Source organism: Acidobacteriota bacterium, assembly GCA_016703965.1.
Classification (GTDB): Bacteria; Acidobacteriota; Blastocatellia; order Pyrinomonadales; family Pyrinomonadaceae; genus OLB17.
In genome coordinates this window covers 929014-954594 of sequence record JADJBB010000025.1, presented here as the reverse complement: position 1 = coordinate 954594, position 25581 = coordinate 929014, and the positions used below count along the sequence as shown (strand labels likewise).

The window sequence follows — 25581 nt, the reverse complement described above, 5'->3', positions numbered from 1 at the left end:
CAAAAGGGAAAGATGCTGCAACTTTTTAAGAACATTAATGTCGATTGGATGGGCTGGCGCAAGCCGCTGATCTTTGTTTCTATTGCTATCCTGCTTGCAGGACTTGGCTCGGCTATCGGCCGTCAGTTCACTCCTGGTGGTACCGATGCTTTCAACTTGGGTGTAGATTTCCAAGGCGGAACCGTTATCACGGCAAAGTTTAAGGAAAAGCCTGCCGAGGACGCAATTCGAGGTGCTCTGCAAGTTCAGGGCGTAAATGATGCCGTGATCCAGTCGTCTTTGGACAAGACGGACGAGGTCCTCATCAAAGTTCCTTTGTTTGAAAACAACGCCGAAACTCCCGCTTCGGATGGGGCGACGGCGGCTTCGGACGCTTCGCAGGTCAATCTTGGCCGCGCGACTGTTAAAAAAGCTCTCGACACCTTTGGTAAAGAGGCTGAAGGGGCAACGTCGCTTGCGGATGACGCAAACGCTGCTTACAAGATCGTAGGAACGGATTCGGTCGGCCCGGTCGCCGGTGCTCAGCTCAGAAATCAAGCAGTCATTGCGACCCTTCTGGGCCTTGTTGGTATCCTTTTGTTCATTGCGTTTCGCTACGATTGGACCTATGCAGCGGGAGCGGTGATTGCCGTTTTTCACGATGTTCTGATCACGCTCGCTTTCTTTTCGATCTTCCAGTGGGAGGTCAGCCTGACAGTCCTTGCTGCGCTCCTCACGCTGGTTGGATTCTCGGTTAACGACTCGATCGTTATCTTTGACCGAATTCGTGAAAACCTGACGCTGCATCGCGGCCGTTCGCTCTACAGCCTGACAAACGAATCGATCAACCAGACCATGTCACGTACGATCGTGACGAACGGACTTGTTTTTCTCGCGGTCTTGGCGCTTGTCTTGTTTGGCGGCGAAGTTCTTCGCGGTTTCTCGTTAGCCCTTTTTGTGGGGTCGATCACGGGAACTTATTCGACGATCGCCATCGCCAGCCCGATCGCTATCTGGTGGCAAAGCAAGATCGGTTCTGCGGCTGTTAAAGAAGTTATAGCCCCGCAAGGTGGTGACAAAATGGCTTCTTCGGCACGCCGTTCTGTTACCCGTCGCCCGGTAACTCGATAGGGAAATAGACGGAGCTACATCGATAAGTATTTTTTGTAAAGAACTGTAAATTGGGATGAAATTAAGACACTTATTCTTGACTTTCATTCGCTAAACTTTTAGACTTCTTTTCGTTGCTGGTCAATTAACGCTTTGCTTTTACCATTACCGGTTCGACCTTGTCTGAACGTGGGATTGGAAACGTAGAACTTTTTGTGTTCGACTGGCGCTAGTCCGTCGATCCGCTCTCTGTGATTAAAGGTAAAGCTCAGGTAAGGTCTCTCAAGTTGATATCGCGATGTTAAGCGATTACAGCTTGGGATATTGACCACACAATTTCTGTAGTAATACGGTTTCGTAACCCTTGACCTAAATTGGCACCGGAAAAAGGGAGGAAGTAAGATGTTCGATCAACTTGTTGAATCAAAAAGTAACTCACGTGAAAATCGCCGCAAGGGCGAATTCCTGCTGGGGATTGGCGTTCTCGCCGTTTTCACGCTGCTGACCATGTGGACAGTTAGCCTGTTTGGGAAGGACTTTGGCATGGGCGGCGATGATCTCGCTCTGACCACCCTCGTTGCCCCCGTTCCGGTTCCAGACGAGGAACCGCCGCCGGAGCCCGAGAAGAAGCCGGAGCAGGCTAAGCAGCCGGACGTTGATGTTCGTAAAGAGCTGATCCAGAACATCATGCAGAGCCCGGTTAAGCCGCCTGATGTGATCAGTACCGCAAAAAATCCTGTAAAGGAAATGAGGCTTGATCGAATGACCAAGCTTGGGTCCAATGACTCCGATACCGGGGCGAAAGTGGATTCTGGCCGAGCTCAGGTAGTAAGTGACGGCGGTACTGGCGGCCTCTCTACTGGTACTGGAACTGGTAAAACTGGCAATGATGACAATGATGAACCACCTCCGCCGCCCAAAGCTGACCCTACGCCGAAGCCTGTGCCCAAGATGGTTTCTCAGGGTGTGCTGAACGGTAAGGCTACGAGCCTGCCGAAACCGGCGTATCCAGCCGCTGCAAAGGCTGTGCGTGCGGGCGGTTCCGTTAGCGTTCAGGTGGTCATCAGCGAGGCGGGAAGCGTTATTTCTGCAAGCGCCGTCAGTGGGCATCCACTGCTCCGAGCTGCTGCTGAAAGCGCCGCACGCGGGGCACGATTCAGCCCGACGCTACTTTCCGGCCAGCCGGTCAAAGTATCGGGTGTGATCACTTACAATTTCGTTCCTTAGGGAGCACAAGATTAGGCGGGAAACCCTTTGTTGGAGTTTCCCGCTCGCTTAATAACTGCAATATTAAATTTTCGATTTCTTTGGAGGAAAAACCATGACACTTTTAGGCAGCCTGATCGGTATGGATATTTCGGGCTTATTCTTGATGTTTACCGGCGAGGGAGTTTCGTTCGGTATTTACGATATCGCAAAAAGTCTGACCATTCCGGGTTGGGGCGTTATCATCACACTTCTGATCGAGTCAGTCTACATGATCGCGGTCGGGATCGAACGCTTTCTGACCTACAGCAAGGCTAAGCAGCAGTCGCGTCAGTACGCGCCGAAGGTTGCTCAGGCTCTTAAGAACAGCAACATTGACGAAGCGATCAATATCGGCGACAAGCATAAAGATTCGCACCTCGCGATGGTTGTTTCCCTCGGGTCTTAAGGAATTTGCTGCTCACCAGGGGAACAGCGACATCTCGGCTGACGAAATGGAAGCTTCGAAGCGTGCTCTTGAGCGTGCGATCGCCGTTAAGACTGCAGAGTTGAAGCGTGGGTTGTCGGGTCTAGCTACGGTTGGTTCTACCGCTCCTTTCGTTGGGCTGTTCGGAACCGTCGTTGGTATCATCGGTGCTTTCCAGGCTCTCAAAACTAACGAGTCCGCCGGTATCGGCGCTGTGGGTGGTGCTATTGCAGAAGCTCTGGTTGCTACCGCTTTCGGTATTCTCGTGGCGATCCCGGCTGTATGGCTGTTTAACTACTTCACCAGCAAGGTGACCAGCTTCAGCGTTGAGATGGAAAACTCGGCCTCAGAATTGGTCGACTACTTCATCAAACAGCGTTCGAAAGCTCTGCGCGGCTAGTTGATCGCGAGTTTGTAATTTTTTGATCATTCAGGAGAAATACTGGCATGGGTGCACAAATAGGTGGCGATTCCGAATATAACTCGGAAATTAACGTAACCCCGATGGTTGATGTGATGTTGGTGCTGCTGATCATTTTCATGATCGTCACACCTCTCCTTCAACAGGGTGTTTCCGTTAATCTTCCGAGGGATATGGTGAGTCCAGATGAAGACGCTGATATTGCAAAGGATACTTCTGTGATCATTGCGATCCCGGATAACAGCAATTTCTATATCGGCAAGGAACAGTTTCCGCTCGATGCTTTGGGAGATGTGATCAAACGGCGTATGGAAGGAAAAACGCCGGAAAAACGCATTGTATATATCAAGAGCGGTGTGGATGTCGAATACGGACGGGTGGTTCAGGCCATTGAGACGATCCGTAAGCAGGACATCGATAAGATCGGACTGGTCGCTGACAAAAAGAAGGGCGGAGACGCACCTAAATAGGGGCGGCCGAAGCCGTCAGCTTCGTAAGTATTTTTTTTCAGGAAGTATAAAGCTATGGGAATGTCCACAGGTGGCGGCTCCGCTGGAGCCAAACCTTCCATTAACGTAACTCCGTTGATCGATGTGCTGCTCGTGCTCATCATCATCTTCATGGTCATTACGCCGCTCAAGCCGAGTCGCTTTGAGGCAAAGGTGCCCGCGGAACCGAAAGATCAGCCACAGGCCAATGTGAAGCCAAATCCGCTCACTTTGGTAGTGTCGATCAGCAAGGAAACGAAAGGCATAACGCTCAACAATGAGCCGTTTGGCGACGTTTCTGATACGGAAAAGCTTGGTAATCGGCTTAAAGAGATCTTCAAGGACAGAGAGAACAACGGCGTTTTCCGCGAGGGTACGAACGAGGTTGAGAAGACGATCTTTATCAAGTCGCCCAAATCAGTCCGGTACGGTGACGTTGTTAAAGTAATTGATGCCGCAAAAGCAGCCGGTGCGTCGCCCGTCGGTCTTCAGATCGATGATTTAACAGATTAATTTTTGCCGAGGATCGGTTGCCACGGGCGCAGGCCTGGATGGGCAATTGGTATCTAAGGCGGTGAATGGAGTCAAATGATGAGATTCTCTCGTATTGGGGTTTTTGTTCTACTACTGACGACAGTATTGATCGGAACGAATTGCTCTTATTATAATCGGGTCATGGCCCGTAAAGATCTTGTGGACGGGTCGAAAGCCTACAAGGATCGTAAATTTCCGGAGGCTGAAAAGCTTTTTCGTCAGGCGGTTTCCCGCGATCCGAAGGGTGAAAATGTAGAGGGCAAGATGGCACAGCTTTTCCTGGCCAGAACTCTGCATTCGATCTTCATCGGTAACCGCCAGGATAAGAGCAAGGCCGAACAGGCTATTACCGAGTACCAGAAAGCTCTTGCTATCGATCCGAAGGACCAGAGTTCATACAAGGCAATTGCCAGTTTGTATGAAAATTTGCAAAAAACGGATGAATGGCAGGCGTGGGTGACCAAGCGTTCTACTGACACATCGATCCCGCCTGAGCAGAGGGCGGAGGCTATTACGTCATTAGCAGCTAAGAAGAACACTTGTGCCAATGATATTTCTGACACCGAGGCAACAAAGAAAACGGTTACCAAGGATGGGAAGCAGGCTTTTCAGTTTGTGAAGCCGGCAAAACCAGAGGATTACGAAGCCTTGGTCAAGTGTACTCAGGAAGGTACTGCCCTGATCGATCAGGCAGTCGCTCTTGAGACCGACGCCGTTAAAAAGGCATCGTCGATCGATGTAAAGCCTATGTCGGACGCGGATCTAGCTAAGACCCAGGACGCTCTCAAAGTGTTTGAATCGGCAAGGTCTTATAAAGCGAGTTTACTTTTCCAGTCGATGCGGATAGCTGAAATGGACGGTAGAACCGCTGACCGCGATCGCCTGAAGACTGATGCGGATGCGGCTCGTAAGAACTTTACGGATCTTAGCGAAGTAGTTAAGAAGATGCAGAAGGAGATCGACGATCGAACGGCCGCTAAGGAAGAAGGAGCTAAGAAAGAAGCGGCGAATAAAAAGTAATTGGTTTTTCATTCCAACTCAGGTGGTGCCCGATCTCATTTGATTGGGCACCACCTTTTTTTCCAAGTTCGAAGGACAAAGGATAACGGATAGATAAGGACGATAGGAGTTTTGCCGCTTCTTTCTGCTTATCTTTGTCCATTATCCTTTATCTATTATCCTTTATACATATGATCCGGATCGAGGACGTAATTGAAAGGGTTCAGGAAAACCGTCGCGGAGCAGATATTGACCTGATCCGCCGGGCGTACCTTTTCTCGGCCCTGCATCATCGCGGTCAAACGCGCGCCTCGGGGGAGCCGTATCTCGTCCATCCAATTGAGGTTGCGGCGTTACTCGCGGAGATGCGCCTCGATGAGGTCAGTGTTTCGACCGGCTTACTGCACGACGTCGTGGAAGACACGCTTGTCGATCTCGAAACGATCAAGTCGTATTTTGGCGATGAGATCGCCCTTCTGGTGGACGGGCTAACAAAGATCGCAAATATCAGCGATCTTTCCAAAGAAAAGCAGCAGGCTGAGAATGTTCGCAAGATGGTTCTCGCGATGATCACTGACGTTCGCGTTGTTCTCATCAAACTCGCTGATCGGCTGCACAACATGCGAACAATGCAGTTTCTCAAGCCTGAGAAACGAGCCCGAATTTCTCAAGAAACCCTTGACATCTATGCCCCCATCGCACATCGACTCGGTATGGGTAAGATGCGAAGTGAGCTCGAAGACCTCGCTTTTCAGAATCTCCACCCTGAGGAATACAAACGACTTGCCAAAGAGGTTGATGCCCGCCGCCCGGAACTCGAAGGTATCCTCGAGAAGATAAAAGCGACCATTGTCGAGAAGTTGACTGAGAACGAGGTGCCCTTTGTCGCGATCGAAGGCCGCGTAAAACGCCTTTATTCGCTTTGGAAAAAGCTCAAGAAGCAAAAGATCACGATCGAGCAGGTCTACGACCTGATCGCCGCGCGAATTATTACCGAAAACGACCGCAAATACTGTTATCTGACGCTGAGCGTCATACATGACACCTGGACGCCTGTTCCAGAGAGGTTCAAGGATTGGATCGCCATACCGCGAGATAACCTCTACCAGTCGCTCCATACGTCCGTGATCGGGGATGGAGGGCAGCCCTTCGAGGTCCAGATCCGTACGCAGGAGATGCATCAGATCGCCGAGGAAGGCGTCGCTGCCCACTGGAAATACAAAGAAAACAGCCTCGGGAAGCAAGAAGAGGATGACGCTCTCGATGAACTTCGCAAGACCGTCGAGAAACTGCTGCTGCCGTTGGTTGAGACGTCTGAGGAACACGGCGACTCTGAAGATTTCATTGAGACGCTAAAACTTGATCTCTACCCGAAAGACGTTTACGCGTTCACTCCGATGGGCAAGGTAATTCAATTGCCGCGCGGGTCAACGCTCATTGATTTTGCGTACGCCATACACTCTCAGGTTGGCGATACGTGTACGGGGGCTAAGATAAACGGCCGGATCGTTCCGCTTCGCAGCGAACTGCAGAACGGCGATGTGGTCGAGATCCTAACGACCGCGAGTTCTCATCCGTCGAGTGACTGGCTTAACTATGCTGTCACGTCCAAAGCCCGCAATCGGATCCGCCATCACATCACGACTTCGCAGCGGGCGGAATCTATTGAGATCGGGCGCAGGCTGCTCCAGCAGGAGGCTGAAAAATTCCAGATATCGCCGAAGAAGTTTATTTCCAATGATACTGAAATGCGCCGCATTGCCAATGAATACGGGCTGGGCCGCCCTGATGATCTGCTTGCCTCGATCGGTTATGGCAAGACTTTGCCGCGTAATGTAATGGCAAAGCATCTCGGGCCAGAGAAATTCAGCGAGCTCGATCCCGAGAATAAAAAGGACACACGGCTCAAAACGGGCATGAAGGCTGTCCGCAAGTTCATTGGCCTTGGCGAGGACGCGATCATCGTCAAGGGCGTTGATAACCTGCTTATCAATCGAGCCAAATGCTGCAATCCGCTGCGGGGCGAAGCGATCATTGGCTATATTTCGCTCGAGAAAGGCATCGTCGTTCACAACAAACGCTGTAAGAATGTTTCGCAGCTAATGCTTAACAAGGACCGCATTGTTGATGTTGAATGGGCGAAAAGCGACGAGAAGCAGAAACAGTCGGTCCAACTTCTTGCTACCACCGAGAATCGCACGGGAATGATCGCGGGTATTACCAATGCTATCGCCAACATCAAAACCGGGATCCGTGATGCTCGCGCCAATGTGACTAAAGATGATCTAGGGATCATCGAGGTAACCGTCGAAGTATTCGATAAGAAACACCTCGATAAAGTCGTCAGTGCCATTGAACAAGTTCCCGGCGTCATCGCTGTAGAACGCGTAAATGCTTGAGCCCGCACCGCGGGCTTACACAGGCGGTTCCGACAATAGCCTTCCTCAACTTTCAATTCCACAGAAAATTTGCTAAAATTCGCGTTTTGCTTGAGTAATCAGAAAGCGAGTTTACGTATGAAAGAGTTCGTTTCGACAGACAAGGCTCCGGGGGCGATCGGCCCTTATTCTCAGGCCGTTAAGGCCGGTGGGATGGTTTACTGCTCTGGACAGATACCCATCGACCCTGCGACGGGTGAATTCGTCTCAGATGACGTTTCTGAGCAAACTGAGCAGGTCTTAAAGAACCTTGGTGAAGTTTTGACCGCAGCTGGTGTTGGATTCGAAAATGTCGTGAAAGCAACGATCTTTCTGGCGAGCATGGATGATTTTGCTCTTGTGAATCAGGTTTACGGTAAGTACTTCAGCGACAACAAACCGGCGCGAGCGACCGTGCAGGCAGCTAGACTGCCGCGTGATGCTAAAGTCGAGATCGATTGTATCGCCGTTGTTTAGAGCCTATGCTTTTGCGTTCCGGGGTGTGGGCTCAGAACTCTGAACAAACAAAAAACCAAACGCCTGATCATTCAAGCGTTTGGCAACCAAAACAGTTAGCTGTATCTCAAATAGAGACTAATTAAGCAGCTTTGATAACTTTTCCGGACTTAATGCAGCGGGTACAGACTTTCATACGTCCGTTTCCGCCGGCGGGAAGTTGAACACGCACCGGTTGAAGATTCGGATTGAATCGCCTTCTGGTCTTGTTGTTAGCGTGTGATACGTTATTTCCAAACTGCGGGCCTTTCCCGCATACGTCGCAGCGTTTTGCCATAATAATTGCCTCTCGATATTTACGAGGTATAAGAGTTTCAAGTAAAAACTCGAAACAAGATATATAACAAAAGCCACACGGCTTAGTCAAGTAACGTTAAACAGATGGATAAGTTGAAAGGAGTAAAAGCAATCGTGCAAATTAACAGAAAAGGGATCCTTAACCTCGCGGGTATTGCAGTTCTTGCCGCGTTTTTCACGGCCTGCGGTGGCGGACCGACGGGCAATAATACAACAGTCGGCGGCGGCGATCCTGCAGAAGTAGCCGCAACGGTCAATGGCAAGGCGATCAGCATGCAGGAAGTTGACCGCGGCGTCAAGCAGCAGGCTCAGGGCCAGGAGAGCAAACTCTCGCAGCTTGAACTCGCAGGTGCCCGCCTTCAGGTCCTTCAAACGCTGGTCGAGCAGGAAGTAATGTTCCAGAAGGCCGAGAAGGAGAATATGGTCCCGAGTGACGAAGAGATCACGGGCGAGGTCAACAAGCGTAAAACGGCAAGCGGACTTTCGGTCGAGGAATTTGACAAGCAGCTCACGCAGGCGGGCCTTGATGAGAAATCTTTCCGCGAGAATATTAAGAAGGGACTCGCTATTCAGAAGCTGATCGACAAGGTCACGGCTCGTATCGAGACGCCGAAGGACAAAGAGATCACCGATTTCTTTAACAGCAATCCTGAAATGTTCGTCAAGAAGCGTGGCGTTCGTCTCGCGGCGATCGTTATCGATCCTTCGGACAGCGGCCAGGGGGGCTCGTGAATACAGCGAGGACGGCAGCAAAATGCAGGGCGGTGACCTCGGCTATATCAGCGAAGAGAGCCTCAAGCAAAACTTCGGCGAGCAGATCGCTTCGGCTTTCATGAATTCTTCGTTTGCAGTTGGCAAGATCACGAATGCGATCCCGCTCAACGGCAAGGCTTATATCTTCAAGCTTCAGGAACGTATCGAGAAAGACGAAACCTTGACGCTCGAAAGTCCTGACGTTCGCCCGCAGATCCAGCAGAATCTGGTCGATTCCCGCAAACAGCTTCTCGCAGCGTCGTACCAGGCAATGGCTATGAATGAGGCGAAGATCGTAAATAACCTCGCCAAGAAGGTCGTTGACAATCCGAATGAACTGAGCGGAGCACGTCCGGCCGGATCTTCGGCTCCGGCTAACGCGAATGCCAATACAGCTACGGCGAGTACGAATGCAAACGCTGCGAACGCGAACGCTGCATCGAACGCCAATGCGAAACCTGCGGCAAACGCTAACGCGGCGAAACCGGCGGCGAATGCACCGGCTGCTGCAAACACCAACAAGGCTAAATAGCCTTGGCAGATGATCGACAGGAGTAGTCGGTTGTCAACGTTAGTCGTCACGAGGCCTCCCACTGACCACTGACCACTGACAACCGGCTACTATTTTTATGCTTTTCAGACTTTCAGACGTAACAAAATCATACGGCGGAACCGAGATACTCAAGGGCGTCTCGTTTCAGGTCAACCCGAACGAAAAAGTCGGCCTCGTCGGTAGAAATGGTGCCGGCAAGACTACGGTTTTCCGAATCATCACGGGCCAGGAAGCTGCCGATGAAGGCGATGTGATCAAGATGAACGGCCTCAAGCTGGGGCTGCTCGACCAGCACGTCGATTTCGGCGAGGCAGAGACAGTTCACACTGCAGCGCTTTCGGCGTTCAAGGAAATTCACGACATGGAGGCCGAGATGCGTCTGCTCGAAAAGCAGATGGAAACCGACCATTCGGAGGCTGTCCTGGACCGCTATGCTGATCTTCAAACCGCATTTGAACACGCGGACGGATTTTCGTACGCGGCAAAAGCCGAGGCTGTTTTGCTCGGTATGGGATTTCCTACGGACAAATGGTTCGAGGATGTAAGATCGCTCTCCGGCGGACAGAAGAACCGGCTGGGAATGGTTCGTCTCCTGCTCTCTTCGGCGGACGTTCTGTTGCTGGACGAGCCCACAAATCACCTCGATGTTGAAGCAGTAGAATGGCTAGAGAACTTCCTGAAAGAGATCGATAAGGCGTACGTGGTCATCAGCCATGACCGATACTTCCTTGACCGAATTACGAACCGTATCGTTGAAATGGACCGCGGCCAGGCGATCACCTACAAAGGCAACTACTCAAAATACCTCGAAGATCGCGAGCTGCGCCGTGAACAGCAGCTTCGCGAGTACGAGAATCAACAGGCACTGATCAACAAAACGCAGGAATTCATCCGCCGCAATCTTGAAGGCCAGAAAACTAAGCAGGCTAAATCACGCCGCACCCTGCTCGCCAAGATGGAACGGATCGAGGCCGTGACCAGCGAGAAATCGGGCGGCAATTTCGGTCTGAAGCAGGTCGAGCGGACCGGGAATAACGTACTCACGGCAGAGGATCTGACGATCGGCTACGATACAAATGTACTTGCGAAGAAGTTGAATTTCTCGATCCATCGCGGCGATGCTCTTGGCATTATCGGCGGCAACGGAACCGGGAAATCGACTTTAATAAAAACGCTGCTTGGTAATATCCGCGAACTGGACGGTAAGATCCACTGGGGTACGAAAACAAATATCGGCTATTATTCGCAGAACCTGGAAGGCCTGGAACCGCGAAACGAGGTCGTGCAGGAACTTCGCCGCGTTGCTCCGATGGCGGATAATGGAACGCTTCGCGGATTTCTCGCAAAATTCCTGTTCATGGGCGAGGATGTTTTCAAGCCAGTTTCGGCACTCTCAGGAGGCGAAAAGGGAAGGCTTGCGCTCGCGAAACTTATTTATTCCCAAAAGAACGTCCTGATCCTCGACGAGCCAACAAACCATCTCGATATCCCGTCTCGTGAATCACTCGAGAATGCACTTGAGGAATATGACGGCACGATCATCGTCGTCAGCCACGATAGGTTTTTCCTCGATAAGATCGTGAATCAGATACTGGCTTTTGAGAACGACGGCACTGTTGCGAATTTTGATGGAAACTATACCGAATATCACGACTGGAAGGTGGAACGCGACGCCCATCGCAAAAAGCTAGGCGATGTCCCGGTTCCATCGCGTGCCGCTTCGCCCCTTGCAGAAGCGTCACAGGCAAAAGCAGAGACAACCGCTAGAATTAGCAATCTCTCGAAGAATCAGATCAATCAGCTCGAAAAACGCATCTCGCAGATCGAAGGCGAGATTCCGGGCCTCGAAGCAGCCGCAGCAAAATTGACCGAGGAAATGGCTGCGCCTGAGATCTCGGCCGATTATGGAAAGCTCGCGGAGAAGACCAAAAAGCTAACTGAGACCGAAACAAAGATCAAGGCACTCTACGAGGAATGGGAGCGAGCCGCAGGCGAACTTGATTAACCAAACGGCTTTAATAGACGTTTGAATTGCACTTGGAACGTTCAATCTATATATTACGTATCATCTAGAGTTCGTAATCTAAAGAGAGAAGACTAACAAATGCACAAGCAATTTCGTGGTTCTATTTTTGTGTTCGCTGCGATCGCGATTTCAACGATCTCAGCTTTTGCTCAAGCGACCCTTTTTCGCGACCCGGCGATCAGCCGAACTGAGATAACCTTTTCCTATGCCGGTGATCTGTGGTCTGTGCCGCGAAGCGGCGGCGATGCGCGGCGTCTGACGACCGGCATCGGCCTCGAGATAGATCCCTACTATTCACCTGACGGCACACAGATCGCATTCACGGGCGAATATGACGGCAACACAGATGTTTACGTAATTCCCTCCGCCGGCGGCGTGCCGAAGCGGCTCACCTATCATCCTTCGGAGGATGTCGTTTCCGGGTGGACGCCTGATGGCAAGAGCGTGATGTTTGCGTCAAGCCGCAACAGCAGTTCGAACTATACGCGTCTGTTCACGATCGGCGTTGACGGCGGCGGCTTGCCGAGCGAAGTTCCGCTTCCAATGGCTAATCGCGGCTGGCTCTCGCCCGATGGCCAGTCCGTCGCCTATGAACCGCTTACACAGTGGCAAAGCGACTGGAAATATTACAAGGGCGGCCAGACGCAGCCGATCTGGATCGCGAAACTCGCAGATTCCAGCATAGAAAAAGTGCCTCGCGTCAATTCTAACGACAAATGCCCGATGTGGGTCGGCGACAAGGTCTATTTTCTCTCAGACCGTGTCGGCGGGATAGTCTCGTTATTCTCGTTCGATACGAAAACAAAAAAAGTAGAGCAGATCATCGATAACAAGGGGCTTGACATCAAATACGCCTCGGCCGGTGCGGGTGCGATCGTTTATGAGCAGTTCGGAACGATCTTTACACTCGAGGGCGGTTCAAAAACTCCTAAGAAGATTGATATTCGTGTGACGGGTGATTTTCCCGGCGTGCGAACACGCTACGAAAAGGTCGGCAGCCGCATTTCAAATGCCGCGGTTTCGCCAACGGGCGTTCGAGCAGTTTTTGAGGCACGCGGCGAGATCATTTCTGCCCCGGCAGATAAAGGCGATGCTCGCAACCTGACAAACACGCCCAACGTCATGGAACGCGATCCCGCGTGGTCGCCCGATGGCAAATGGATAGCATATTTTTCGGACGAGTCAGGCGAATATATGCTTCACCTTCGCGATCAGACGGGAATGGGCGAGGTTAAGAAATGGACGCTTGGCAGTGCTCCGGGATTCTACTCGAACCCTGTTTGGTCGCCCGACAGCAAAAAGCTCGCTTACAACGATAATCACATGAACCTCTGGTTCATCGATGTCGAAAAAGGCACGAACACGAAGGTCGATACCAATCCATACGGTACACTCGATGATGTTCTTGCACCATCCTGGTCGCCCGACAGCAAGTGGATCACCTACGTGAAGCAGCTCGATAATCGTCTGCGAGCCGTATATTTGTATTCACTCGAAAAAAGCCAGGCGAGCCAGGTGACAGACGGGCTCGGTGACGCCCGGTATATTGTCTTTGACAAAAGCGGCAAGTACATTTTCTTCACGGCAAGTACAAACTTGGCCCAGACGATCAGTTTTGCCGATCTCACAGGGGTTGACCGGCAGACGTCGCGTAGCGTTTACGCGATCGTATTGAGAAACGATACGCCGTCGCCGCTCGCTCCTGAGAGTGATGAAGAAAAGATCGCACCTGAGAAAAAGCCTGATGCTCCGGCTGCTCCGCCGGCGAAGAAAGAGCCTGAAGCAACACGCATTGATCCCGACGGTATCGATCAACGGGTGATCGCGATCCCGGCGATCCCGACCCGAAATTTCAACAATCTTTATGCGGGCAAGGCTGGAACGCTCTACATTTCCGAGATACCGCAGGCATCGAATGCCACCGGGCTGACGATCCACAAATACGACATCGAAAAGCGCAAGCTCGACGAGGTTAAAACCGGGGTTGGCAGTTTTGTCGTCTCCGACAATGGCGACAAGATGCTTTACAGCCAGGGGCCGTCATGGAATCTCGTTTCGACAACCGTCCCGGCACGCCCTGGCGAAGGAATCGTAAAAACCTCTGACATGGAGGTTTTCATCGATCCGCGTGCCGAATGGCGGCAGATGTTCAACGAGATCTGGCGTGGTGAGCGCGATTTTCTCTACGATCCGAACACGCACGGCCTTGACATCGAGAAGGCTAAGAAGCTTTATGAGCCTTATCTCGCGGCCGTTCAGCATCGCGACGATCTGAATTATCTCTTCCGCGAAATGCTGAATCAGATCTCGGTCGGGCACATGTTCATCAACGGCGGCGACCGGCCACGGGCGGCTACAGTTCCGGGCGGACTGCTCGGAGCTGATTACAAGATCGAGAATGGCCGCTATCGTTTTGCCCGGGTCTACAACGGCGAAAACTGGAATCCGCAGCTTCGGGCTCCGCTGACGGCTCCCGGCGTCAATGTAAAGGCTGGTGAATATCTGCTTGCGGTAGGCGGCAGGGAACTGAAGGCGACGGATAATATTTACCAGAGGTTTGAGAGCACCGCCGGCAAGCAAGTATTGATAAAGGTCGGGCCGAATGCCGACGGCAGCGGTTCGCGAGAGGTGACAATTATTCCGACGGCAAATGAAGGCGGCCTGAGAAACCTTGCATGGATCGAGGACAATCGCCGGGCCGTCGAAAAGCTCAGCGACGGCAAACTTGGGTACGTTTATATTCCAAATACCGGCGGCGGCGGATACACTAGCTTTAACCGCTACTTTTTTGCCCAAACCAATAAACATGGAGCGGTGATCGACGAACGGTTCAACAGCGGCGGCCTGCTTGCGGACTACGTAGTCGAATACCTGAACCGTCAACAATTCGCCAAGCTTGCATTTCGTGAGGGCAAGGATTGGAATGTGCCGGCCGGCAGCATTTACGGGCCGAAGGCTATGCTGATCAATGAATTGGCCGGTTCAGGCGGCGATGCGATGCCGTGGTTCTTTAAAAAGGCGAAAACGGGAGCGTTGATCGGCAAACGCACCTGGGGCGGACTGATCGCCTCGGCGAGAATTCCGACGCTAATGGACGGCGGTTCGGTAACGGCTCCGAATGGAGCGGTGTACGGGCTGAACGGAGAATGGGAAGTTGAGAATAATGGCGTCGCTCCTGACATCGAGGTCGAATACGACCCCGCAGCCTGGCGTGCCGGACGCGATCCGCAGCTCGAACGTGCGGTGGAGTGGCTTTTGGCTGAGATCAAGAAGAATCCGCCGAAGGAATACAAGCGGCCGGCGTATCCTGACTATCACAAGGGAAGAATGCTTGGGAAACCTTAGGAATGTGTGCTTCCGCACATACGCAGAAGGCTTGTTCTCTTAAACTCGATTCACCTTACTGTTCAAAAGCCGAAAAGATAGGTGTGTTTTAGACGATCACAACCATCCGAAAAAGCCATGCGGCCGCCGGCTTTTGAACATTAAGGTACTTTGGATAACTCCTTTAACTTGGCTGTTCGAATTTATTTCGAACAGCTTTTTTTTTCGCTGGAATAGAACGCGGATCGGACTGATCTACACCGATTTGAGGTCATCTCCGTGTTGATCCGCCCGATCCCCTAAATGGGCGTTCTATTTCCTAAAGTTTAAGGTGACTAGGATTCGATCCTGTAATTTGGAGCTTCCTTCGTAATGATTACGTCGTGGACGTGCGATTCTCTCAGGCCTGCCGACGTTATACGAACGAACGTTGCGTTGGTCTGGAGTTCGGCAATGTCTTTGCAGCCGGTGTAGCCCATGCCCGACCGCAGGCCGCCGACAAGTTGGGTGACCATTTCGGCGACAGTTCCTTTGTATGCCACGCGGCCTTCGATGCCTTCGGGAACATATTTTGCGTCTGAAACGGTACCTTCCTGAGCGTAGCGGTCGCTCGAGCCTTTTTTCATCGCCCCGATCGATCCCATACCTCGATAAGTCTTAAAATTACGGCCCTGGAACAGGATAACCTCGCCGGGAGCTTCCTCGGTTCCCGCAAAAAGCGAGCCGATCATGACGGAATCTGCACCGGAAGCGATCGCTTTCGCAACGTCGCCTGAGAACTTAACGCCTCCGTCAGCGATGATCGGAACGCCGGTGCCTTTGGCGGCGTTGACGCATTCGCTGATCGCGGTGATCTGCGGCACACCGGCTCCTGTGACTACTCGAGTAGTACAGATGGAGCCCGGCCCGATGCCGATCTTTACCGCGTCAACTCCGGCGTCTATCAGCATTCTTGTGGCTTCGGCCGTCGCGACATTGCCGGCGATGAGCTCGATCGAGGGGAAGTTTGTCTTAACTTTCTTTACCGCATTGATCACTCGCGAACTGTGCCCGTGAGCCGTATCTACAACGATCGCATCGACGCGGGCGTTCACCAACGCCGCCGCACGTTCGAGAAAATCGCCGGTCGCACCGATCGCCGCCGCACAGCGCAAACGGCCGAGTTCGTCCTTGGCGGCGAGAGGGAAGTTGATCGCCTTTTGAATATCCTTGACCGTGATCAGGCCTTTCAAATGTCCGTTCTCATCCACGACCAGAAGCTTTTCGATCCTGTGCTTCTGAAGCTTTACCTTCGCCTCGTCGAGCGTCGTGCCGACCGGAACTGTAACGAGCGGCTGGGGCGTCATTATTTCGGACACGGGAATGTCGAATCGCGTTTCGAATCGCAGGTCGCGGTTCGTGATGATGCCGACAAGCAGGCCCTGATCATCGACTACAGGAACGCCGCTGATCTTGAAGCGTTCCATTATTACGAGTGCGTCGGAGACGAGCTTTCTATGTCCGATCGTGACGGGGTCGACGATCATTCCCGATTCGCTGCGTTTGACCTTATCGACCTCTTCGGCTTGCTGCTCGATCGAGAAGTTCTTGTGAATGACGCCGATCCCGCCCTGCTGAGCGAGGGCGATCGCAAGCGAAGCTTCGGTCACGGTGTCCATCGCTGACGAGCAAAGCGGTATGTTCAGGCTGATGTTTCGCGAGAATTTGGTTCGCGTATCGACCTCAGCGGGTAAAACTTCGGAGTAGGCCGGGACGAGCAATACGTCGTCAAATGTCAGGCCCTCTTGTATCTCTGTGATGTTCATAACTCTATTCTAAATAAAAATGCCCGCAAATCGATTGCGGACACGCACATATCTTTAATTTTCAATAGCCCGCATCTTTCGCTAGGGCTTGTTCGCGGCCGGCGGTTTCGGCTGAGCGGCTGGCGTTGCAGCCGGCTTCTTGTCCGGTGTGGGTTTTGGTGCCGTGGTTGCTGCGGTATTTGCCGCAGCCGTTGGTTTCGGTGTCTGGGTTGGCCGTGCAGGCGTCGATGCCGGAGCCGTCACTGGTGTTGGGGCTAAAACCGGCAACGCCGTGTTTGCCGTATTCGCCGCAGTATTCGCCGGAACGGTCGTCGTATCAACTGCAACTGGTGCAGCCGGTGGAACTTCTGTCGATATCGCACCGCTCGACCAGATCTGAGCAAGATTCGACTTGTTGATCTCAAATTCGATCGCATTTCGCTTTGGCACCAGCGGCTGGGCGGGAAGTGTTATCGCCTTCCCGTTTATCGAAAGCTGTACGACGTTCGCGAGAGACTTTGAATAACTTAGCTTGAGTGCTTCTTTTGGTTCGAATGTGGTGGAAGTTCCGGGCGTGACCACACTGCTTGCAACCTTTCCATCATTCGTCGAAGTAAGGGCAACCGGTTCGCTTAGTGCCTTAAATTCGACCTTTACCGTGGCCATCTCTGGAACTCCTGTCGAAGCGGGCGTCGTTTCCGGTGTCGGTTCGGCAGAATTGCTGTTATTGGATTGTGCCGTCGTGTTCGCGGCCGGGACATCAGCCGGCTGACGGAGGTAGCTTACCAGAAAAAGGATCCCGGCTGTCATTATCCCCAGGATCACCGCGGCAAGTATCACCGTCGGCACCATCGAGGATGTGGAGCGGTCATCGGTCAAAACTTCGGGCCTGTAAACCTTGAGGTCGCCTTCATCCTCCGCACTCGAGGTTTGCGCGAGCAGAGCTGAATAATCCTGGAGAGCCTCGGCCTCATTGATGCCGACGAATTTGGCGTAAGATTTTACAAAGCCCTTGTTGAAGATACCGCCGGGAAGGATGCGGTAGTCATCATTCTCGATCGATTCGAGGTAGAGAGACGAGATCCGCGTCTGTTCAGCAACATCAGCAATGGTAAACCCCCGCTCTTCACGGGCTTCCCGAAGTTTTTCCCCTAAGGATAAGGACATTTAATGTGTTTTTCGACCAGGGCCCGGCGATCTAAAAAATAACAACAACTTTGACTTGAAATATAGCGTTCCTGTCGCTGTAATGTCAATTGAATCAATAAGATTTAAGTGCCGTTTAATATGGTCGGGAGCGATCCGCGGCCGGGGCATTTTGGTATAGTCGGCAAGATATTATAATATCGGTAGAGCAATCCAAATAGTGAGGAATAAACAATGAGCTTAGAGGCTTTAGGCATGGTCGAAACAAAGGGCTTTATCGGTGCGGTCGAGGCCGCCGATGCGATGGTAAAGGCCGCAAACGTTACACTTATCGGAAAAGAATACATCGGGGCGGGCTACGTTACGATCTTTGTCCGCGGTGATGTCGGAGCCGTTAAAGCGGCGACCGATTCCGGGGCTGCAGCTGCCCGCCGGGTTGGTGAGTTGATCAGCGTTCACGTTATTCCGCGTCCTCACAGTGAAGTGGAACGCGTGCTGCCTAAAGGGGGAGCGGTCGGCCTCAGTCCTGATGAGAAGGCTCTCCAGGGCGGCGGAAGACAGCTCGGAGCAGGTGAAGCCAATGTGGCGGAGACCGGATCGCAGGGAAGCAGGACGAAAAGTAAGTAGGCAGTAGGCAGCCGCGGTAGACAGAAAAGCGTTCGGAGGCACTGCAACCGCTCACGGCTCGCCAACGGCTCATTAAACGATGACCGACAAAGACCTGATAGCTCAGCAGGAAGCACGCGACGCGGTAGAGGCCGCGTCGTTTGCATTCTCGTCTGTCAGTAAACTTGATCAGGCGTCGATCGACGCGATCTGCGATGCAATGTCGCAGGCAGCTCTTGCCAATGCGGAAAGGCTCGGGAAGCTGGCGAATGAGGAAACCGGCTTCGGCAAAGCGGAGGATAAGCGGGAAAAGAATCGCTTTGCGGCACAGGACGTCTGGAACTATTTCCGCGACCTGAGAACCGTCGGTGTCGTGCGCGAGACAAAAAGCATCGTCGAGATCGCCAGCCCGCGGGGCGTCGTCGCGGCGATCATTCCGTCCACAAATCCAACCTCCACAGCTATTTACAAGATTATCATCTCGATCAAATCGAGAAATACGATCGTCCTTTCGCCGCATCCGTCGGCAGTCGGATGTATCACTGAAACTGCGCGGATCATGCGCGACGCCGCGATAAAGCTCGGATTGCCGGGCGATGCGATCATCTGCCTTTCTAACTCCACCATCGAGGGAACCGAGACCTTGATGAAGCACAAAAAAACGGCCGTGATCCTTGCCACCGGCGGAACTGGGCTCGTGCGTGCAGCCTATTCGTCCGGCAAACCGGCATTTGGCGTGGGGCCGGGCAATGTACCGGTTTTCATTGAGCGTTCGGCCAATGTTGAAAAAGCGGTCAGCGATATTCTGCTGAGTACATGTTTCGATAACGGTACGATCTGCGCTTCGGAGCAGTCGGTTTTGGTCGATGCACCGCTCGAGACAGCAGTTCGCGAGCAGTTCAAGCGACAGGGCGGACATTTTTTGAATTCGTCCGAGGCTGATGCGGTTGGCAAGATACTACTCACGCCACAGCGGACCTTGAACGCGGCGATCGTCGGTAAAAGTGCTGCATTTATCGCAAACCTCGCGGGTATCTCGATCCCTGAAGGCACGCGATGCCTGATCGCTGATTGCGGCGGGGTCGGACGTGATTTTCCATGGTCGGTCGAGAAATTGTCGCCGACGCTGGCCTTCTTCGTGGTCGACGGTGTCGAGCAGGGAGCCGCTAAGTGTAACGAGATACTCCAGTTTGGCGGAATGGGCCATACGGCCGGGATCCATACTCAGGACCGCGAAGCCGCGATCAATTACGGCCAGAAGATGCCGGCAGGCCGCACGATCGTTAATTCGCCGACGACCCATGGAGCGATCGGTTTTTCGACCGATCTGTCGCCGTCGATGACGCTCGGCTGCGGTTCGTGGGGCGGCAATGTGACCTCGGATAATATCTCGCCGATCCACCTCATGGATATTAAGCGAGTGGCTTTTGAAACAAAACCGGTCGGTAAGCAGTCAGCGGTCATCAGCCAGCCGATCGGAGAGCCAAGACGGCCGATGCCGAAGCGGGAAGCCATTGCAGCACTGGTTGATAGCTTTTTGAGTCAGAAGATCGCGTCGATGCCTGCCGCAGAGAACGAAAATGAGCCGGCAAAGGTTGAACCTGCTGCGATCAAGACTGTCGTTCATGAAATAACGCCTGAAAATGCCGTGCAGAAGCCGGTCCCGATCGCGACGGTTGATTTTGTAAGCGAAGACGACGTCCGTCAGGCTTTGAATAAGGGCGAGAAGATCTACATTTCCAAGAAAACGATCCTGACGCCGTCGGCACGTGACCTCGGCGAGGAGAAAGAGGTCTTTGCCCGGATCTGATTATGCCGAAAACTGGAACAGCCAAAGCAGTTTGTGAGAAGTGCCAAGCGGACGTCCGCGAGGGCACCGCTTTCTGCTATAACTGCGGCTCGCCCTTGGTTCAACTCGAAGGCGGAGCTGAACCGATCGCGATCCCCGGGATCGAGGAAGCCGCGGTAGATGAAAAAACAAAAGCGGCTCTCGACGACCTTGCAGAAAAACTTAGGCTCGACGAAGATGAAGACAAAAAACTCGCAAAGGCCGCTGCGGAACGCAAACGGGCCCGCGTAAGCCAGCGCAGATCTACGCAGTACACTTGGGAGCCGAGCGAGGATTCGTCGGGCGGATTGCTGTTGATAGTCGCTCTCCTGGTCGCCGTGATAGCCGGAATAGTTGTCTTTATTGCGCTGTTCTGGAGGTAGAGAAACTCTATGGTCACCGCAATGAGCATCTTTTTTCTGGCTATATTTGTTGGATTGGCATTATTTGGCGTGGTGATATTTTGGCTGGCACGAAAGCGAAAACTGCGGTAGAATCGAGGTAGTTTATGCAAGCTCTAGGAATGGTCGAATGTTTTGGCTTGGTCGCAATGATCGAAGCCGCGGATGCAATGGTCAAAGCGGCCAATGTAAGCCTCGTTGGCTACGAAAGAATTGACGCCGGACTGGTCACTGCGATCGTCCGCGGCGAAGTCGGCGCCGTTAAGGCCGCCGTCGACGCCGGAGCCGCCGCCGCCCGCCGCATCGGAACCGTCACCGCGACCCACGTCATTCCCCGGCCGCATGACGAGATCGACGAAGGAATTCCAGTGTTGAGAACAGGAGAAACAACGCGGAAAAAGATCTCCGGCTCAGTTCCCGAGTAGCTTTTCAGGAGGAACCATGAAACGCATTGCTCTATTACTTGCTTTCGTCTCCCTTTTCTCACTTTCACTTTTTGCTCAGGCCGATTCTCAAGAGACTGCCCGGGTGAAAAAAGATCTCAAACAGAACCTTCTAAAAAACACCCGTAACGTCTACGCTGTCGATTATTCGGGCTGCGAGGCCTCGATCAAGATCACAACGACCGACTTTCAACCCACGCTTTCCGGTAGCGCGGGCCCGGCATTTGGATATGGCGGATTCCCCACGAGTGATTACGGATTCGGTTCAGGCTCTAGCGGCAATGATCCCGGACGGCTAACGTCATTTAGATATCTAATCGACCTTAGCAAGCTTGATGGTGCGAATATAGCGGTCACTAATGGCTGGCTCAAGGGCACATCGGTGATATCAATAGAGGGCGGTGTGATGGCGGGTTCGATCCGCAAGATGAAGGACGGCAAGATCGAAACGATCAACGGTGCGAGATTTGATATCAAAACGAAGTCGGCGGACAGAGCGGTGGATTCGCTCAGATCCATGATCCGATCGTGCTCGGGGATAAAGTAGGTTTTTAGACCCTGAAACACGTTTGACCAATCTCCGATTTACCTCTACCAATCGAGTGGTTTTAGTGCCAATAAGCCCCATTTTCATTCGACCAAACCGCGGCGATCGAAAAATTAAGCGTTAGTAAAAAAGCTGCCATTTAGGCAGCCTTTTTTTATTTAGGTTTGACTGGAGTCGAGGTCGGTTTCGCCTGCGGTGAGCTTCCTTCAGCGACGCGGCCGGCTTTATGAACGGCGATGCGTTTCTGGGCATTCGGCCCATCATCGACCTGAACCTTGATGTTGCGGAAGCTGTTATCCTTGCGGTCATTCGATGGAATGTAGCCGATAGAATACTGAGTGCGAAGCTCATTGGAGATCGCGTTTGCTAACTCGGGTAAGACTGACGGGCTAGACGGGAAGTAGGCTTTTCCGCCTGTTTCGGTGGCGATCCGCTCCAGAAAAGCCTTTGCCTTGGCCTGCGGGCTCTTACTGATAAAGCCGCCTTCCTTGCTGAGATCATCGACAAATCCGATCACAAAGATCTGAACCTCCGACTCCTTCAAGAGCTCAAAAAGCTGCTTTTCGTTGTAGTAGCTGTTGCGGTCTTCTCCATCGGAAACGAGGATCAAGGCCCGCCGTTTCTTCTCGATGGCGTTCTTTTCCTTTTCGTATTCGTCAATATTTTCAACGGCAAGGTAAACCGCGTCAATGATCGCCGTTTGTCCCCCTTCGATATAGAGATTGTCCAAAGCGTCGATCAGATCGACCTTGTTTGATGTAAATGGCTGTTCGATCTCGATCTTGTCGCGCCCTACAAAGCGAATGATCATTGATTCGTCCGCGGGTCGATTTGTATTCACCAGGATCTTCCCGGCTTCTACCACCTTATCGAGCTGCTGCCGCATCGATCCTGAATTATCGACCACGATGCCGTAATTCGTTGGCACTTCAGCCTTGTCGAAGAATTCGATCTGCTGTAAAACGCCATCTTCGTATATTCTTATGTCTTTTTGCTGGACGTTGTTGATCGGACGCCCGTTACGATCGATGACACGGACGTTAAGGTTTACCAGTTCCGTTTCAACCCTAATGATCTCTTCAGGCGTCTCAGTCGGTTTCGGGCTAGGTGTTGGAGTGCCAAGTCTTGGAGCCGAAACTGGCGTTGGCGTAGGCGAAGGCGTTTTAGTTTGGGCTGCGACACTGCCGCAATCGTATCGAGCAAGAAAGAAACCCGTAACTAGTACGGCGGAAACGGCGATCAGTGCGGTTCTTTTCATTTTCTACTAATCCGGCTAGGGCTTAACATTCGATGTCGGAGTGGCGTAATATCCCTCACGAGCACGAACGGTTAGACGCGGTAAACCTCTGGGAGGTTTTATCTTAGTTTTGACTTTACGCCATTTTCCGTCGGGCTGGAAATCTTTTGGCGTGTATCCTATAGAATATTGATTTCGGAGTTCCAGGGCTATCCTCTCGAAGATCTCGTCCATCTCAATATCGGTCGCCGGGTAGAATGATTTGCCTCCCGTCACTGAACTGATCTCGTCCAGAAAGGCCTGTCCCTGCATTCCGTACGAACTTGCGGCGTCAGCACGGTCCATGATTCCGACCGAATATGTAACAACGTCTGATTCCTTCATTAACCGCCGAACCTCGCCGAAATTATACCTTGAGGCATTATCCTGGCCGTCACTGATGATCAGGATCGCTCGTTTGTTATGGGTCCCGCGTGTCACACGCTCAACTCCGAGGTAGACCGCATCGTAAAGGGCTGTATTGTTTTTGGGTTGAACAAGCGTAAGTTGACGGAGCAAACCCTCGCCGTCGCGTGTGCGATCCATCAGTAGCTGTGCCCGGTTGTTAAAGGCGATCAGGAAATACTCGTCAGATGGATGGCTTGTTGAAATAAACCTTTCAAGTGCCTTCTTGGCTTTTCTAATTTTCTCGCTACTCATCGAGCCGGAAACGTCAAACAGAATTCCAACTGAGATAGGGGCGTCGGTATCGCTGAAGTACGTAATATCCTGTAGCTGATTATTGTCGGTTATCTCAAACGCAGATTTTGTGAGGCCTGAAACGTAACGGCCATAAGGATCAGTTACGGTCAGTGTGAGTGTTACAAGGTCTGTCTTAACTCGGATCGGTCCCCCGTCGTCGGGTTCTGTTGCCGGAGTGGGAACAGTTGTCGGGACTGGCGTCGGATCCTGAGCAAATAAAAACGGTGCCGACATCAACCCAAAACAAACAATCAAAAATAAGCTCCTCAGTTCTCTATTAAAACCGAGAGCCATAGATCGAGTAACAGCCATTATTTACCTCAATGTTAAGACCATTCTATGGAAAGAACACAACTTCCGCAAGATATATCTTCGATGTTCATTACGCACATGGCGTTGTTTCTGCGTCGGGAAAATAACATGATTATTTTGGCGCAACAATTAGCTCTGAATCGCGTGATATAATTCGGGATAGATCTCGGATCGACAGCCATTTGTGTGCCTGCATTTTTTTCTTTATGACTGAGTTTATTTGTCGGTTGGGAACGCCCTCGGGCGAGATAGTTACTAGGATAGTCGAAGCCGCGGGTGCGGCTGAGGCAAAAACCCGGCTTGAAAACGAAGGATTTCGTGTTTTCGCCGTGTCGACATCGGGCGAAGGGCTGTCGTCGCTGCTGACCGGCGGAAACAAGAAGGCGAAGGTGAAGCAAGCTGACTTTCTGCTGTTCAATCAGCAGTTTTCTGCGCTTTTACGTGCTGGTATTCCCGTTCTGCAGGCAATTGGCCTTCTAAAAACCCGTTCCGCCTCGGCAAATTTGCGCATCGTCCTTGAGGATGTTGAGGAGAAGATCAAGAGCGGCGTCCCGCTTTCCGAGGCCTTCGAAGCTCAGGGTCTTTTCCCTAAAATATACACAGCGTCGATACTCGCTGGCGAAAAGAGTGGTGCTCTGGATGATGTTCTTTCCCGGTTCGTGACGTACTTAAAACGAAGTGTTACCGTGTCGCGCAAGTTGCGAGGTGCTCTCGCGTATCCGGCCTTTTTGCTGCTTGCGGCCGCGATCATGGTCGGATTTCTGACGCTGTATATTGTTCCGCGAATGTCAGATCTCTTTAAGAGTTTGGCTGCAAATAAAACGCTTCCGTCCGTCACGCTGGCGGTTCTTTGGTTTTCGAATACGATCATCAATAATGCTTTTTGGCTGCTGCCGGTTTTGATAATCGGTGGATTGGGAATATTCGCGTGGCTGCGAACGACAAGCGGCAGGCTGATCCTGCACAAACTTCTGCTGAAGATCCCGGTTGGCGGGCAGCTGATCAAGAATATGGCAACCGCCCAGCTGACAAGATCGCTTTCGACGCTATTGTCCGGTGGTATAACTGTCCCCGAATCCTGGGACATCGCCTCTCAGTCGATAAATAATATGGAGCTTCGCCGTCGCAGTCAGGGCGTTTCGGCGATGATACGCGAAGGCCGAGGCTTTACCGAAGCCCTGGAAAAAACCGGATGGGTGCCAGATCTGGCTCTGGATATGATCGGTATTGGTGAACGATCTGGAAGTCTGCGGGAAATGCTTGACGAGGTTGCCGCGTTTTATGATGCAGAGTCGGAAGTGCGTCTGGAGCAGTTTACAACCCTTCTGGAGCCGATAATTTTGATGTTCATGGCGGCCATCGTTATTACAATTTTGCTCGCAATTTATCTTCCGATCATTCAGATGATCTCGTCGGGGCCTGCGGGAAGCAAGCGATAAAAATTACA

23 protein-coding genes and 1 pseudogene are annotated in these 25581 nt (G+C 52.2%); 18 read left to right on the top strand and 6 right to left on the bottom strand.

Translation table 11 applies throughout. The features are described 5' to 3' along the window. Positions 1–12: 12 nt before the first annotated feature. The 6 genes and pseudogenes from secF to IPG22_21870 all read left to right on the top strand — a co-directional run bounded on the left by secF (position 13) and on the right by IPG22_21870 (position 5224). Positions 13–1110, top strand: coding sequence for a protein translocase subunit SecF (gene secF / locus IPG22_21895; protein MBK6590928.1), 1098 nt, complete (start codon positions 13–15; stop codon positions 1108–1110). A gap of 381 nt (positions 1111–1491) precedes the next feature. Further along, a complete protein-coding gene (locus IPG22_21890) occupies positions 1492–2316 on the top strand; it encodes a TonB family protein (protein MBK6590927.1) in 825 nt (274 codons plus the stop codon). A 94-nt stretch (positions 2317–2410) separates the two neighbouring features. Next, positions 2411–3161 (top strand): annotated as a pseudogene (locus IPG22_21885) (MotA/TolQ/ExbB proton channel family protein). 47 nt (positions 3162–3208) lie between these two features. Next, a complete protein-coding gene (locus IPG22_21880; GenBank protein MBK6590926.1) occupies positions 3209–3652 on the top strand; it encodes a biopolymer transporter ExbD in 444 nt (147 codons plus the stop codon). 54 nt (positions 3653–3706) lie between these two features. Next, positions 3707–4183: a biopolymer transporter ExbD gene (locus IPG22_21875; protein MBK6590925.1), complete on the top strand. Its 477-nt coding sequence runs from the start codon at positions 3707–3709 to the stop codon at positions 4181–4183. A gap of 162 nt (positions 4184–4345) precedes the next feature. Beyond that, entirely contained in the window at positions 4346–5224 is an 879-nt protein-coding gene (locus IPG22_21870) for a hypothetical protein (protein MBK6590924.1), read from the top strand. On the opposite strand, the gene IPG22_21865 is transcribed toward IPG22_21870, so the two are convergent. Further along, the gene (locus IPG22_21865; GenBank protein MBK6590923.1) at positions 5196–5366 is read right to left on the bottom strand and encodes a hypothetical protein; all 171 of its coding nucleotides are present in this window, start codon (positions 5364–5366) and stop codon (positions 5196–5198) included. The genes IPG22_21870 and IPG22_21865 overlap by 29 nt on opposite strands. Positions 5367–5394: 28 nt before the next feature. On the opposite strand from IPG22_21865, the gene IPG22_21860 reads away from it, so the two are divergent. Both IPG22_21860 and IPG22_21855 read left to right on the top strand, forming a co-directional pair. Beyond that, positions 5395–7602, top strand: a complete 2208-nt coding sequence (locus IPG22_21860; protein MBK6590922.1) for a bifunctional (p)ppGpp synthetase/guanosine-3',5'-bis(diphosphate) 3'-pyrophosphohydrolase — start codon at positions 5395–5397, stop codon at positions 7600–7602. Positions 7603–7719: 117 nt separating this feature from the next. Beyond that, positions 7720–8097 carry a RidA family protein gene (locus tag IPG22_21855; protein MBK6590921.1) on the top strand — a complete coding sequence of 126 codons (378 nt, stop codon included), beginning with the start codon at positions 7720–7722 and terminating at the stop codon, positions 8095–8097. Positions 8098–8218: 121 nt separating this feature from the next. Here IPG22_21855 and IPG22_21850 read toward each other — a convergent pair whose 3' ends face one another. Next, a complete protein-coding gene (locus IPG22_21850) occupies positions 8219–8413 on the bottom strand; it encodes a 50S ribosomal protein L28 (GenBank protein MBK6590920.1) in 195 nt (64 codons plus the stop codon). A 134-nt stretch (positions 8414–8547) separates the two neighbouring features. On the opposite strand from IPG22_21850, the gene IPG22_21845 reads away from it, so the two are divergent. The 4 genes from IPG22_21845 to IPG22_21830 all read left to right on the top strand — a co-directional run bounded on the left by IPG22_21845 (position 8548) and on the right by IPG22_21830 (position 15110). After that, positions 8548–9165: a SurA N-terminal domain-containing protein gene (locus IPG22_21845; GenBank protein ID MBK6590919.1), complete on the top strand. Its 618-nt coding sequence runs from the start codon at positions 8548–8550 to the stop codon at positions 9163–9165. Positions 9166–9187: 22 nt separating this feature from the next. After that, positions 9188–9718, top strand: a complete 531-nt coding sequence (locus tag IPG22_21840; GenBank protein ID MBK6590918.1) for a hypothetical protein — start codon at positions 9188–9190, stop codon at positions 9716–9718. A gap of 97 nt (positions 9719–9815) precedes the next feature. Further along, the gene (locus IPG22_21835; protein ID MBK6590917.1) at positions 9816–11744 is read left to right on the top strand and encodes an ABC-F family ATP-binding cassette domain-containing protein; all 1929 of its coding nucleotides are present in this window, start codon (positions 9816–9818) and stop codon (positions 11742–11744) included. 99 nt (positions 11745–11843) lie between these two features. Then, positions 11844–15110 carry a PD40 domain-containing protein gene (locus IPG22_21830; GenBank protein ID MBK6590916.1) on the top strand — a complete coding sequence of 1089 codons (3267 nt, stop codon included), beginning with the start codon at positions 11844–11846 and terminating at the stop codon, positions 15108–15110. 314 nt (positions 15111–15424) lie between these two features. Here IPG22_21830 and guaB read toward each other — a convergent pair whose 3' ends face one another. Next, a complete protein-coding gene (guaB, locus tag IPG22_21825) occupies positions 15425–16894 on the bottom strand; it encodes an IMP dehydrogenase (protein MBK6590915.1) in 1470 nt (489 codons plus the stop codon). An 81-nt stretch (positions 16895–16975) separates the two neighbouring features. Then, positions 16976–18040 (bottom strand): helix-turn-helix domain-containing protein, encoded by a 1065-nt coding sequence (locus IPG22_21820; GenBank protein ID MBK6590914.1) that lies wholly within the window; start codon positions 18038–18040, stop codon positions 16976–16978. A 213-nt stretch (positions 18041–18253) separates the two neighbouring features. On the opposite strand from IPG22_21820, the gene IPG22_21815 reads away from it, so the two are divergent. From IPG22_21815 to IPG22_21795, 5 genes are all read left to right on the top strand, one after another. Further along, positions 18254–18646, top strand: a complete 393-nt coding sequence (locus IPG22_21815) for a BMC domain-containing protein (GenBank protein MBK6590913.1) — start codon at positions 18254–18256, stop codon at positions 18644–18646. Positions 18647–18725: 79 nt separating this feature from the next. After that, the gene (locus tag IPG22_21810) at positions 18726–20435 is read left to right on the top strand and encodes an aldehyde dehydrogenase family protein (GenBank protein MBK6590912.1); all 1710 of its coding nucleotides are present in this window, start codon (positions 18726–18728) and stop codon (positions 20433–20435) included. A gap of 2 nt (positions 20436–20437) precedes the next feature. Further along, the gene (locus IPG22_21805; protein ID MBK6590911.1) at positions 20438–20836 is read left to right on the top strand and encodes a zinc ribbon domain-containing protein; all 399 of its coding nucleotides are present in this window, start codon (positions 20438–20440) and stop codon (positions 20834–20836) included. A gap of 125 nt (positions 20837–20961) precedes the next feature. Continuing rightward, positions 20962–21279 carry a BMC domain-containing protein gene (locus IPG22_21800; protein MBK6590910.1) on the top strand — a complete coding sequence of 106 codons (318 nt, stop codon included), beginning with the start codon at positions 20962–20964 and terminating at the stop codon, positions 21277–21279. 16 nt (positions 21280–21295) lie between these two features. After that, complete coding sequence (locus tag IPG22_21795) at positions 21296–21844, top strand: hypothetical protein (GenBank protein ID MBK6590909.1); 549 nt, start codon at positions 21296–21298, stop codon at positions 21842–21844. Between the two features lie 154 nt (positions 21845–21998). Here the strand turns inward: IPG22_21795 and IPG22_21790 are convergent, their stop codons facing one another. Both IPG22_21790 and IPG22_21785 read right to left on the bottom strand, forming a co-directional pair. Beyond that, positions 21999–23102 carry a VWA domain-containing protein gene (locus IPG22_21790; GenBank protein ID MBK6590908.1) on the bottom strand — a complete coding sequence of 368 codons (1104 nt, stop codon included), beginning with the start codon at positions 23100–23102 and terminating at the stop codon, positions 21999–22001. Between the two features lie 15 nt (positions 23103–23117). Then, entirely contained in the window at positions 23118–24077 is a 960-nt protein-coding gene (locus IPG22_21785) for a VWA domain-containing protein (protein ID MBK6590907.1), read from the bottom strand. A 263-nt stretch (positions 24078–24340) separates the two neighbouring features. Here IPG22_21785 and IPG22_21780 point away from each other — a divergent pair, with 263 nt between their 5' ends. Continuing rightward, the gene (locus IPG22_21780; protein ID MBK6590906.1) at positions 24341–25573 is read left to right on the top strand and encodes a type II secretion system F family protein; all 1233 of its coding nucleotides are present in this window, start codon (positions 24341–24343) and stop codon (positions 25571–25573) included. Positions 25574–25581 lie beyond the last annotated feature (8 nt).